The sequence below is a fragment of the Candidatus Sordicultor fermentans genome (genome assembly GCF_012728195.1).
In the GTDB taxonomy this organism is placed as follows: Bacteria; Atribacterota; Atribacteria; order Atribacterales; family Caldatribacteriaceae; genus Sordicultor; species Sordicultor fermentans.
Genome location: NZ_JAAYFP010000010.1, coordinates 1 through 11,700 on the forward strand (window position 1 = coordinate 1; position 11,700 = coordinate 11,700).

Annotated in this window: 12 protein-coding genes and 1 pseudogene; 2 read left to right on the plus strand and 11 right to left on the minus strand. The window is 42.6% G+C overall.

Features of this window, described 5'->3' with window-relative positions; genetic code table 11:
* Positions 1-109: 109 nt before the first annotated feature.
* The gene (locus tag GXZ17_RS00370) at positions 110-718 is read left to right on the plus strand and encodes an IclR family transcriptional regulator (protein WP_409375308.1); all 609 of its coding nucleotides are present in this window, start codon (positions 110-112) and stop codon (positions 716-718) included.
* 19 nt (positions 719-737) lie between these two features.
* Positions 738-1,085 (plus strand): annotated as a pseudogene (locus GXZ17_RS00375) (transposase); the annotation flags it as partial.
* Between the two features lie 14 nt (positions 1,086-1,099).
* Here the strand turns inward: GXZ17_RS00375 and GXZ17_RS00380 are convergent.
* The 11 genes from GXZ17_RS00380 to GXZ17_RS00430 all read right to left on the minus strand — a co-directional run bounded on the left by GXZ17_RS00380 (position 1,100) and on the right by GXZ17_RS00430 (position 10,790).
* Entirely contained in the window at positions 1,100-1,321 is a 222-nt protein-coding gene (locus tag GXZ17_RS00380; protein ID WP_409375319.1) for a type II toxin-antitoxin system HicA family toxin, read from the minus strand.
* A gap of 12 nt (positions 1,322-1,333) precedes the next feature.
* Positions 1,334-1,552 carry a 2-oxoisovalerate dehydrogenase gene (locus GXZ17_RS00385; RefSeq protein ID WP_409375309.1) on the minus strand — a complete coding sequence of 73 codons (219 nt, stop codon included), beginning with the start codon at positions 1,550-1,552 and terminating at the stop codon, positions 1,334-1,336.
* Between the two features lie 137 nt (positions 1,553-1,689).
* Positions 1,690-1,821, minus strand: a complete 132-nt coding sequence (locus tag GXZ17_RS00390; RefSeq protein ID WP_409375310.1) for a hypothetical protein — start codon at positions 1,819-1,821, stop codon at positions 1,690-1,692.
* Positions 1,822-2,404: 583 nt separating this feature from the next.
* The gene (gene csx2, locus GXZ17_RS00395) at positions 2,405-4,120 is read right to left on the minus strand and encodes a TIGR02221 family CRISPR-associated protein (protein WP_409375311.1); all 1,716 of its coding nucleotides are present in this window, start codon (positions 4,118-4,120) and stop codon (positions 2,405-2,407) included.
* A gap of 2 nt (positions 4,121-4,122) precedes the next feature.
* Positions 4,123-5,247, minus strand: coding sequence for a type III-A CRISPR-associated RAMP protein Csm5 (gene csm5 / locus GXZ17_RS00400; RefSeq protein ID WP_409375312.1), 1,125 nt, complete (start codon positions 5,245-5,247; stop codon positions 4,123-4,125).
* Complete coding sequence (gene csm4 / locus GXZ17_RS00405; RefSeq protein ID WP_409375313.1) at positions 5,244-6,275, minus strand: type III-A CRISPR-associated RAMP protein Csm4; 1,032 nt, start codon at positions 6,273-6,275, stop codon at positions 5,244-5,246. The genes csm5 and csm4 overlap by 4 nt, the downstream gene beginning before the upstream one ends.
* A gap of 5 nt (positions 6,276-6,280) precedes the next feature.
* Positions 6,281-7,039 carry a type III-A CRISPR-associated RAMP protein Csm3 gene (gene csm3, locus GXZ17_RS00410; RefSeq protein ID WP_409375314.1) on the minus strand — a complete coding sequence of 253 codons (759 nt, stop codon included), beginning with the start codon at positions 7,037-7,039 and terminating at the stop codon, positions 6,281-6,283.
* A gap of 16 nt (positions 7,040-7,055) precedes the next feature.
* On the minus strand, positions 7,056-7,523 hold the full coding sequence (csm2, locus tag GXZ17_RS00415; RefSeq protein ID WP_409375315.1) for a type III-A CRISPR-associated protein Csm2: 468 nt from the start codon (positions 7,521-7,523) through the stop codon (positions 7,056-7,058).
* A gap of 29 nt (positions 7,524-7,552) precedes the next feature.
* Positions 7,553-9,964, minus strand: coding sequence for a type III-A CRISPR-associated protein Cas10/Csm1 (cas10, locus tag GXZ17_RS00420; RefSeq protein ID WP_409375316.1), 2,412 nt, complete (start codon positions 9,962-9,964; stop codon positions 7,553-7,555).
* 138 nt (positions 9,965-10,102) lie between these two features.
* Entirely contained in the window at positions 10,103-10,381 is a 279-nt protein-coding gene (locus tag GXZ17_RS00425) for a hypothetical protein (protein WP_409375317.1), read from the minus strand.
* A 211-nt stretch (positions 10,382-10,592) separates the two neighbouring features.
* Positions 10,593-10,790: a hypothetical protein gene (locus GXZ17_RS00430; RefSeq protein WP_409375318.1), complete on the minus strand. Its 198-nt coding sequence runs from the start codon at positions 10,788-10,790 to the stop codon at positions 10,593-10,595.
* Positions 10,791-11,700: the final 910 nt, after the last annotated feature.

Genomic DNA, 11,700 nt, shown 5'->3' on the forward strand with positions numbered 1-11,700 from the left:
ATATGTTATCGAGCCTGACCAGTTCGCTGATTTCTTAGAAGGCAAAGCTGAATTCAAGCCATACAACGTAAAGCAATAAATAATGCGAGGTAAGCAGGATGAAAATGCTTTGGAACGAAATCCTCAAAGTAAAAAATTCCGTTTAGGAATAAAAGTATTTGAATTAGGAAGTTTAGTGTGGAAAGATATGGATTTAAGAAAATTAGCACTTCCCGGGATAGAAAAGCTCTCTCAAAAAAGTGGAGAAACTGTTCATTTGGGAGTGTTAAGCGATAACGAAGTGGTTTCCATAGAAGAAATAGAAAGTGGTCAATCTCTGCGAATATCAATTCCCATTGGTAAAAGAGTGTGTTTACACTCTACTGGTATCGGTAAAGCTATTTTAGCTTTTTTGTCCGATGAAGAAATAGAAAGTGTTATTAGAGATAAAGGATTACCTCGTTTCACCTCTAATACAATAACTGATCCCATTTTATTAAAGGAAGAAATATCCAAGATAAGAAAGCTAGGTTATGCATTAGATAACGAAGAGAATGAAGTAGGTATCCGGTGTGTGGCTGCACCCATTTATAATTATTTAGGGAAAGTGGTAGCTTCTATAAGCATATCTGGTCCTGCAATTAGAATAACGGAAGATAGAATTCCTCATCTTGCTGAGATGGTAAAGGAAATCACCTTTCAAATATCTCGCTCTTTGGGCTACAGCCCTCACCAATAAGGTAAAACTTATTTCCTATCCCCAGATTTTCAACAGTGATCAAGGTTCTCAATTTACGAGTGATGAGTTTACTGAGAAACTGGATAAAGTAGGAATTCAAATAAGTAGAGATGGAAGAGGTCGGGTATTTGATAATATCTTCATAGAAAGACTATGGAGAACAGTAAAATATGAGGAGGTGTATATCCACAGCTATGATACAGTGAAAGAAGCCAGAGAGAGTTTAGATAATTATTTCCGATTCTATAACGGTGAGAGGCTTCACCAATCCCTGGGATATAGAACACCCCAGGAAGTTTACTTAAGTAAAACTATAAACAAACAGGAGGAAATAATATACCTTAAAGAAGCCTGTTTTCTGTCTTGACAATGGGGTCCACCTTAAAGTTCTTCTATTAGTTGCTCCTTAGGAATTTTTAAATATTCAGCTATATCTTTTAATATGTTGTTTAATGTGCCCACCTTAAGAGGGCAGTGGTCAGGGATAGTAATGTGGTGTGAATATCCCATAAAATCAGAAGTCAATCTCAAATGGCTCGCTGTCTCTCTTACAACTCTATATCTATATTTATTAAGTAGTTTTGTGAGCTCCCTACCCGAAATATCTCTTGGATCTTAGGCATAAGTGAATGTTTCTTCTCTTACAATGTGCAAGCGAATAATACGGGGAATATCTTCTTCCTTATCAAAATGGCATTTTATAGCATCCTTAATATTTGCTTTAAGTTCTTCTAACGATTCCCCTTCAGTGAAGATGGAGTAATATAGCGCTTTAGCATTATATCCACCTTCCGGGTCTTCTTCCACCATAAAGATTATTTCTTTAATTTTCATCACCTCTTCCCCCTCGTTTGCTGCATTTATTATAGCTCAATTTACTACCTTGTGGAGAAAAAGGCGGGTACAAAGACTCTATATTACATATACTGTTTTATAGAAATACTTAAACGTGGTGTGTAACAGATTTCTGATCAAAAGATAAAAACCTGAAAGACTACTGAGGAAGGAGAAACATCTTCCTCAGTGGATGCCTGATAAAAGCGCTCAGGCATGACGAAAAAGGCGTCACCCCTGAACGCCTCCACCATCACCTTGCCCGTCATTCCTGAATGCCTCTATCAGGAATCTAAATAATGGGAGGTGACGCCCCTACAGTTCCAAAAAGAAAGAAAAAAGCAAAAACGTGGATTCCCGATAAAAGATTTCGGGAATGACAGAAAAGTACTATAAGGGGGCGTTGCCCCCTTATAAACCCCCGGAAAAGACGAAAACACAAAAAGACAAAGGAAAAAGATAAAAAATAACCCAGAGGAAACACCTCCGTGTCGTCACCCCTGAATGGTTCTATCATCCCCAAGTCCCTCATTCCTGAGTGTCTCTATCAGGAATCCAAACAATGGGAGGCGACATCCCTATGATTACCAATAGAAGGACGAAAAGAAAAAGCAAAAACCTCTGGATTCCCGCCTAAATTTCGGGAATGACAAAAAAGGGGTCATTCCTGACATAGAAGCGTAGAAGGTAAATCCCCTTATAACCCCCAAAAAAAAACACAAAATAAAAACTTAAATAAACAGAAGAAACCTACTGAAGAGAAAGTCTTCCTCAGTAGGTGGTTATCTCTTTATTGAATTCTTCCAGGGGAGGAAACTCGGGGTTACGACAAAAGTGAAAAGAGGATGTAATTTACCTCTCCTGGTCGAGTACTACCTTTTGTCCTGGGACAAAAGGGTGGGCTTTCTGCTCTTCCGGAGGACGCCTATCAATGAGAGCGAAACGATTAATGTGAAATACACCAACACCCCGGGCAACGTCGAGCAATCGCTCCACTGTGTACTGCATGGCTGTAGTTCCCCCGGTGATACATCCCTCAACGCTATCATAGTTACAGAGAAAATGTTCCACAGAAACTTGTTCTCCTTCAAGAGGAACCACTGTAAAACTTTTCAGTTGCTTTGCCGGAATAAAATCAGAATGAGCATCGCTGAGCAACAAAGTAAATACGTTTTGATCCGGTACTTCTCTCTTTTTCCGAATTTCACAAAGGGTGGATGGTAAAAGCGAGCGAGTCTGCTCGGAGAAGATAATCAGAAGGTCATCAAAACGACTCAAAAGCGCTGCTGAATACAGGACTCCTGGCGATAAGCCAAAGGGGACGATGAGCAATTTCTTCCGTTCTTTCGGAGGAATGGTATTTAAAACATCCACTTGCAGCAGGTCATAAACAGCAGAACAAAGATTGTCCACCGCTTCTTTCTTTTTTGTGGTGCGAACAACATCTTTCCTGAAGCCGGCATGGGCGAATTCATTTCTCTGGCTTCCAATGGAGTTCCAGCGGCTACCAATTTCTTTGATGATATTATCCGGGCCAATGTCTTTTCTTGAACGCATTGACATCCCGTTAAGAATTCCCCTGGCTCTATGGCGGGTGTTATTGTAATCCAGCCAGTCCCTCATATCCCGGACTTTAATCATCCAGCTTATCATGAGCTCCCCTAAGATAATTAGAGTATGGTCTGGATTCCCATGATGGTTATACCACCGGGCTATTTTATATTCCCTCAGCAACTCCTCCTGGGTGAGGAGAATCTCATCTTTCTTTTTCGAGGATAGAGCAAACTCCTTTAACTCATCGGATATTTCCTGAAAAACTAATGCCAACAGCCCCTCGTATGAGCCTTTATCAGATTTAAAATCCAGCTTTTGAAGAAGCTGCTCTACATCCATCCCCATTTCTATAGGAAGACAGAAAGATATAGATAAGCCTAAATTCTGGAGGGGGACTTTTAAGGCAGAGAGCTTACGAGCAATCTCTTCCTCTTCTTTACGCTGGATAATCCGGGATGCCTCTCGGCTTACGATATCATAAAGAGGCTGTACGCTACCGGTTTCCCGGAAGGTCTGTACCGCGTGGAACCAGAAAGCCATGGAAAAGAGAGAGGTGAGGTCTACAATGGGATTAGTTTCTCTTCCTTCTTCGAAAGACCCGTAGTAAATTCCCTCAATACTGACCCCTTTAAAAGCATGCAGAAAAAGAAGAGTGACAAAGTAAACAAAAGGAAGACTGCGAAAAGAATGGGTAACATCGAGAATAACCTGTTCGCCCTCTGCTACCGCATCGGTGAGGGTGAGAACTATCTGAAAAATGGATTCTTCATCTTCAGCATGGGGAATACGAATCGTTTCCAGATTGTGATATCCAGCTTTTTTGAACTGAGACTGAATATCGGAAGAAGCTTCAATAGTTTCAGGAGTAACTAAAAATAAAATTTTCTCTTCCCGAGGAATATCCAATAACTGAGCGATGGCCAGAGTAGAAAAACAGCTCGAGCAGCTCTTCCCATGGAAGGCATAGTTAGTCTCCCGATATTCTCTAGCTTTGCCAATCGAGGTGATAAGCATATTCAGATTCTCTTTTCTTGAACCAAACTCCACCCCGCCGGTAGGCACTGATTATCCGGGGTTCTAATCATCCAACGAGTGGTTGGAAACTCACTAACCAACTTAACTCTCTTCCAATTCCCTTTATATTTCTCCTTTTCTTCGTCTGACATAAAGTATCCAATTGAATTAAAATAATAAGTTTTCCCGAAGCCAACCCGCAGGAGAGCTCCCCCTTGCTTGATGCTATTTTTAGTATTGCTTAAAATCCGGGTATAGCTATTATAAAGCAATTGATTCTCGGGAGGTTTGTTGCTTCTTTTTTTTAGTCTATTGAGCTCGTCCTCGAGGAGAGCGAGCGAATAATTACTTATGGCTCTGAGGATAGCAACTTCTCCTCTATTAAAGAATTTCTTCCAATATTCAGGGATATTTGCCTTCTCAAAACCCGGCAGGATGTTGACTTCAAAAGTCATTTCAGTTCCGGGATAGAACCCTAAAAGGAGAGCGGGAATAGCAGTGGTGGTTCCTCCTTTCCGCTCTAAAGCATAGACCCGGAGTGATTCTAAAGAGGAGGGGATGGTGTCAGTCACCTGGAGGAATCGAAGCGCATCGTTTTCTGGGAGTAAACGAGATCTGTGGTCGGGTAGACAGAAGATATCTGAACCGGTGTACACCTGACGGGAATCTTGAAGATGAGAAGTTGCACCGTATCCCGGCCCTCCATTATCCTGGTTTTTGATATAGTCAAACATCAAAGCAGTACGGATGGCTCCCTTGATGGAAGAGCCAGGGATATAGGGTTTCCCTCCGGTTAAGGTGGGAAGGAAAAGATTCCGATTCCCAAAGGTTATCGAGTTGGGAAAAGAGACCGGAATAGCAGCCCGGGAAAAATCGCGAGGTAAAAGACCGTGCTCATTAAAAAAATCCACCAGTGTTCCCTGCTGGGAAGAAACTAATGAGGTAATATCTTTGATTAAAAACCGGGCATTTTCCCCTTGCTCCATTAACCACCGATTAAATTTTACCTGGTCGATGAGATAAATTGCTCTTTTCTGGGGGTCGTAGATGTAATCAGCTATGGCCGATGCGTTTTCCCCGCTCCGAACACAGATGGGGGTGATGACGCGCAAAGACAGCTTCATCATTCCTGGCCTCCTTTCTGTCCAAATGTCCACCCTGATGCTTTTCCGTACGCAATGGCTCGCTTTTCAGGAAGCGGGGAAACCTCCAGATTCTTCCCCCCAAAAGGGGTTTTCACCAGCGACCCTTCTCTTAGAGTGTAGTAAGATTTCTTTCGCTTTCCCACAGGTCCATTCCAGAAGAGAAATCCATCCCGCTTTCTGAGTTCATAAGTGATGAGGTGCTCCATTTCTTCCCTCTCAGGAATTGCAGAGCTCAGAAGCATCATCATGTTTCCTTCTTGAGGAAGTGGGAATGGCTCATGTTCCCAGGACGCAAAAGTTCCTTTTCCACTGGCTCTTTCCCCTCCCAGCCCTTCTTCAATGAATAAATTGAGAGTGCCGATGAGTTGAGGAGTAAGCTCTCCTTCCAGAAGGAAGAAGAGAAAAGGAGTAATAGACCGTCTCTCTGCCCATTCTGTAAAGCAAAACTCTAATTCTGCCTGGTAATAAAGACCCATCGGTTTGGCATTAGTTCTGCTGATAGAAACTTTGGGTTCCAGTATCGTCCGGAAAAAACTGATGTTTTCTTCAAGCCAGGGGATTCTCTCGGCGGAAGACACACAAAACTGAGGATTAAGAAACACAAATTGGTTAGGGTCGAGGAGGTCAATCTGAAAAAGGGCTTCCTCATAATCATAAGTTTCAAGAATTTGGGATAAAGCGGAAGAAGATACCCAGGATAGCCGCTTGAGTTTTTTTCTCTGGGTGGGGTCTTCAGGTTCGCGAAAACGGGCTCTGGGCTTGGGGAAGAATAAAAGGTCTCTGCTTTCGTTTCCCTCTTTCACTCGCAGTCCATAGAAAACTGACGAAATACACAGAGAATCGATAACAGGAATAAAAAGGTCTTCGCCATAAAGTTTGATTCCGCTATTCACCAGTGCTGAGAAGAGAGTGTCGGCATGAACCATGTTCCCGATTCGGTCCATTCTCCCCTCACCAATTCGTATCCGGAAATGTCTGGAGGGGAGTAGTTTCACCAACTGAACAGCCATAGCGGTCACCCCACCAGCTGGGACATAAGTACTTGAATTAATTCATCAATATCAAAAGTGGTGTCCTCTTTGGTAAGAAGCGGTAAACGAGTGTTATCGCCAATATATTCCAGTTTTCTCTTCAGGGTGAAAGCAAGGTTGCGAAAAGCCACTTTACCCGAACCTCGAGTTCCGCTCCCTCCTAAATATTCATCTTCCACCATACGAAGTCCTCTCATAAAGAAGCGAATGAGCTGGTCTATCTGGTCACGGTCATTTTCGAAGAGATTGAGAACCATTTCAAAGTCGAAAAGGGCGCCTGCCGGAACTCGTTCGAGGGTTCGGGGGTGCTTTGCCGTGCCACTAATCCGGTCTATGATGTTTTCTGTCTTTTCCTCAGTAAAGGTTTTTTCTTCAACGAGGTCAGGAAACCTATTTTCGAAATCGTCAACATCAAGCCAGGCATCGCGAACACACAAGCGGCTTAGAGTTTTCTTTTCATCATCTGAAGAATGACTTCCAAAAAGGAGACAAACCAAACACTGTCCACACCCGCAGGGGTCACCGCTATGGCGAGTTCCTTCCTTACCTTCTGCTCGCTCCAGAGTGCAGCGCATTTTCCCTTTTAAGGAGGAACCAGGAATATAGGGAGTGCCATTGGCAGTCTTTATCACTGGGTTGTCCATACCACCAATTTCCCCGGTTTCTCGAGAACCTCCGATATGAAGACCGGTTTGAGTTTCAATTTTCCCGTTAAGAAAAAGTTTTCCCAGAAATTGATTCATTGCGATTCCTCCTTCATTATTTATCAGAATAATATTTCTGATAGGCAACCATCGCCTCAGCACACTTCTGAATGCCTTTAAAATCTTCCCTGGTTTGCATAGCCAGGATAGCATCGCAAAGGAGCGTAACTACCAGTCCAATTGAATTACGGTCTCGCTCTTCACGACCGACAATGTAGGCCAACCGGGGGACAGTAAGGAGGAGGTCGTGTTCGTTTTTAGCCCCTTTTATCATCTCATATATTTTTCGCATTCGGGAAGAGTTGATTTTTCCTGCCTGTTGTTTCATAAAATCTTTTAATTTCTGATTAAATTCTTTAAATTCATCCATTCCCATCCGCTCAAAGCGCAAAACTTTCTCAGCGTAGTTGGGGGTCGAGAAAAAATCCTTCAGATTTTTACGCCATCGTTCTTCTTGTGAACCGATATCGTCCCTGCGGCGATACGACTCTGACGCCCGATTTTTATCTGTTCTCGCATTCATTTTTTATCCACTCTCCTTTTATTCATTAATTAATATATATCCATCACAGAAGTGGCTTTTCTGGTCTTCATCTCGGCAAATCGGTTAGCAACCAAAATAAGCCGGGAATTTTTGATTTTTTGGTCTTTAAAGAGATTGTTTAAAATTATTCCCTCTAAAATATCGGCGATTTCTTTATCTTTTCTGAGGTGATAGAGAAATCGCCAGATAGCCGGAGGTTTTATGACCAGCTGGTTAGATTGACTAATAAGCGGGTCAAAATCGTGCAGGGAACCAGAAATTCTATGTATCAACGCCCGGCTGGAGCTGCCGCTGTTAATGGCTTGAGCAATTTTCTCCCCCAGCTCCAGAGCAACTTCTAACTCAAACCAGGTTAAGGTTTCATTAAAAATCGTCACCTTATCTTTAGTGGGGTTTGTCTCTCCATAATAAAGAAAGGTTTTTGAAGCGGTGAGTGCCTCTTCCACTAAGGAGCTGGTTCGAATGACCGGATAATCATAAGGAACACAGACTATCCCCCCCGAGAGCGAGAACTCAGGATTTCCCCCGGTATAGGTACGAAACGAATCACGAATTTTACCAGCAAGGTGGACGATGGTTTCCCAATTGCCCACAACAAACAAATCATCTCCACCGATATACACAGGATAGATTTTGGTTTTATCCGGGTCATATTCCCGAATGAGATAGACAAGATAGGTATTGAAAAAGAGCTCAACCCGCCTGGAAAAAGTGCGAATCCGAGAGAGGGAAGTAGCCTCCCCGGAACGTTCTTTTTCTCTTTCGGTGAGTTCGGAAATTAGACTTCCCAGGTTATCCACGTCCATTTTGAGATAACCAAGCCGGGAGCTTCCCATCTTCTTACCGTCATCTTCTGAATGAATACCGGTATCTGCAATCTGGTCAAAGGTTCGGTCGGGTAAAGTGAAGCTCCCCGATAGAAATCCATCACAGAGAGTCCCATCCGGAGCATGGATATCTATATCTTCTAACTGGTAAACTTTCTCGTTAGGATGAGGCTTACGGAAAGAGCCTTCAAAGGAAATTTCGTACCCCAGGGAGACAAAAAAGTTAAAAATAGAAGGCTTTAATAATTGCTGAGTGGGGCTTACTCTTTTTTCTATCAGATATCTGGAATTTTTTAGTGAACCGGTGAGCTCAACCAGTGACCTGCAAATCGGACAGAGAATCTCTTCTCCACCAGAAGAGGATGTTCCCTTGCGGCCACACGAAACACAGTGTTCTCCTTCCCGGACTATTTCCTCACCCGGAACAAAGAGCTGGTCGTACAGGTCTTCTTTTATCTCCCAGAAACGCCGTCCTTTCTCTTTTGCTATGGTGTCATTAAGTTTTTCAAGAACCAGCTGGAAGCAAAACATGTCCTCGAGACTTACTTTTACCGAAGAAAGAATGAAGGCAATTTCTCCCCGGTGGAGAGCCCAGAGATTAGTTGTAATCTTTTTCCGAATTTCGGTCAGCTCTTTCTCAAAGGAAAGAGGCAGGATAAGCTGGAAATTTCCTCCACCCAAATAGAGAATATTTGCCGGAGTAAGGTGGCATTGGTCCAGAATATATTTTGCTATATATCGGGGTATGAGATCTAAATAAACTGAGCGCCCTTTGAGACTCCGTGCTGCACCTTTAGAGGGGATGTTAAAAATAAAATTCTGAATTCCGGAAAGGTCTCCGCCAACGATTAGAAAGAGGTTTTTGTCTCCGTTTTTCCCCTCTTTTTTTAGAATCCACTTTTTGATTTCCTCTATATCTTTCTCATTAAAAAGACCATTTTCCCAATCAATATAAAGAGAATGAGCAAGGGCTGCTGTCACCCGGGAGTGGTCGTAAAGCGATATATCGCTCACAAAGCGACTGGTTTGAGCCGGGACTGATGAAAAATAAATTTCCAGAACTCCTAACAGTTTCTCAAGAGTATCAATAAAAGGAAAATCTTTTAGCATCTCATCCATGAGATTTTTATAATTCACTGTTTCGATGGTATTCTGAGCGGTGGGCATAAGAGTTTCGAAGCTGAGGGGTTTAAGCGGGTAATAAAATGGCTGAATTTCTTCACTACCGATTCGAGAAAAGATAGAGCGGAGGGGAACTTTATAGTATATTTGAGCATTTTCTTCATCTTCCTCCCGCTCTGCTGCTGACATCCAGTCTGCCACTTGAAGAATTGATTCTTCGATAGTACGGGGATTATGATGGAAGAGGACCAGTTTTTCCACCTCTTCGGTGAGAAGGTCTTTTAAACCGGGATGGAGAAAAGAGTTTTGAGCATTTCTTAAGGTCTGGATTAAAAAGGCAGAATATTTAGCGTGTGAGTAAGAAACATTCGTTTTTTGAAGGTCACCTGGTAAATCAAAATATCGACACCGCTCCAGAGCCTTCCCTACATCGTGGAGCAATGCTCCAAGCACAAATTGCTCTTCGTTCATTTGCTACCCCCCTTGAAGCAAGAACAGATTTTGGTACTACTTTTGATATGGTGCAAAAAACGCTAATATAACATATATTCTAATCTTATCTTATCTGAATTTTATAATCTACCTTTTTTGACTCTCATTACAGAATTTTTATTTGTTATCCAGATTTTCAGACTGCCGATAGGCTTTGATGCCCTCCTTAATACCTTCTTTAACTGCTTCCTTAATCGCATCAACCAAATCTTCTTTCATGACTTCGAACTCACGATAGAATCCATCAAATTGAGACCTGATAGTTTGTTCCAATGCATCCCCAATCTCTGCATATACCTCACTAGCGTAGCCACCGACTATCCCGGGAGAGTTTTCTGCATATTTTCTGAGCGATTCGATAAGACCTGCTTTCCTCATTGCATCGTCTAAAGACATTTTATTACCTCCCTCCTTTTTCCTTCTTGCCTTAGAGTGCTACCTTAACCCCCTTCCCTTTTCATCATTTCTGAACGCTTCTATCAAGAATCCTACAGGGGAAGAAAATCCCCTTAGTATAAAGAAGTAGGCTTCCTATGACCGTCCTTTCTTCCATCTTGTAGGAAACAGGGGGCGGTATAGCCTCACTTTTTAGACCTGAATAAACCTGTCAATCCACATCATGATTTTTCAACTCTTTAAGAACTTCTTCTTTGACCTGCTGCTTTACCTCCGACATGATATCTCTAATTAGAGAAGTATAAAGCGGAGAGAGGTAAGACGCTACTCGGTCTGGAGCTCCTGCCATTCTCTTGGTTCGCTCAATCTCGGCCAAAGTTTTCCCAATTCTTTCAGCAAAATCAGACATACAACGCACCCCCTTAAAGAGCCAGGATGTTATAAGTAAGAGAGAACTTTCTACTTGTATAGTATACCCTAAATTTTATCGTCTGTAACTGCAATCCCTCATAGGTAGGCCAGAACTATAAGGGAAAAGACTTCCTCTATAACCCCCTTCTTTTCTTATCATTGCAAGGACTTTCCTCATTTCTCATCGCAGGGAGCAATTGAGGAAGCGGTCTCGTTTTTTAAAGTGTGAGATTGCCACAGAGTAATAAAGAGGGAGAAAATACTCCCTTATGAACCCCCCAAAAAGCAAAAAAGTTAGAGAGAATAAAAAGCAAAAGACCACTGAGGAAGAAAGGGCGTCTTCCTCAACCCTCGCGATTGACCCGCCAGGCTCGCGATTGAACATTCGGGGGCGTCTTTTTCTGTCACCGCGAGTAAGAGTAGAGTCACCGCGAGTAAGGGTAGAGGCCGACCGCGGTGATCTCTCTTTCCCTCTCCCTTCGGGGGAGAGGGTGTCTTTGTTTTTTCGTCACCCCTGAATGGTTCTATCAGGGGTCTACAGTATTGAAAGCATTTGGATTCCCGATAAAAAATTTCGGGAATGACAAAAGAGGCGTCACCCCTGAATGGTTCTGCGAGGGGTCCACAGTATTTAAAGTCTTAGCTAAATTTAGCTGAATACTTGTTTTACACTTTCTCGTCTTTCATCTTTTAGCTTACCGCAGGTGTGGAGGATATTTTTCTCAGTAGTATTTGTATTTAATCTTTTTCTTTTGCCTGCCGCAGGCATGTCTGTTTCAATCCCTTATAGGTAGGCTAAAAACTGAGGAATTCTATGCCCTCGGTGAGAGGAAAGTCGAGTTTCAATCCCTTATAGGTAGGCTAAAAACCTGGGCTGGTACGATATAAACACCATCACCTTTGTAAGG

Bases quoted from the DNA above. Each gene is read 5' to 3' on its own strand.
- GXZ17_RS00385 (WP_409375309.1), bottom strand. From the start codon at position 1,552: ATGAAAATTAAAGAAATAATCTTTATGGTGGAAGAAGACCCGGAAGGT.
- GXZ17_RS00390 (WP_409375310.1), bottom strand. From the start codon at position 1,821: ATGACGGGCAAGGTGATGGTGGAGGCGTTCAGGGGTGACGCCTTTTTC.
- csx2 (WP_409375311.1), bottom strand. From the start codon at position 4,120: ATGCTTATCACCTCGATTGGCAAAGCTAGAGAATATCGGGAGACTAAC.
- csm5 (WP_409375312.1), bottom strand. From the start codon at position 5,247: ATGATGAAGCTGTCTTTGCGCGTCATCACCCCCATCTGTGTTCGGAGC.
- csm4 (WP_409375313.1), bottom strand. From the start codon at position 6,275: ATGGCTGTTCAGTTGGTGAAACTACTCCCCTCCAGACATTTCCGGATA.
- csm3 (WP_409375314.1), bottom strand. From the start codon at position 7,039: ATGAATCAATTTCTGGGAAAACTTTTTCTTAACGGGAAAATTGAAACT.
- csm2 (WP_409375315.1), bottom strand. From the start codon at position 7,523: ATGAATGCGAGAACAGATAAAAATCGGGCGTCAGAGTCGTATCGCCGC.
- cas10 (WP_409375316.1), bottom strand. From the start codon at position 9,964: ATGAACGAAGAGCAATTTGTGCTTGGAGCATTGCTCCACGATGTAGGG.
- GXZ17_RS00425 (WP_409375317.1), bottom strand. From the start codon at position 10,381: ATGTCTTTAGACGATGCAATGAGGAAAGCAGGTCTTATCGAATCGCTC.
- GXZ17_RS00430 (WP_409375318.1), bottom strand. From the start codon at position 10,790: ATGTCTGATTTTGCTGAAAGAATTGGGAAAACTTTGGCCGAGATTGAG.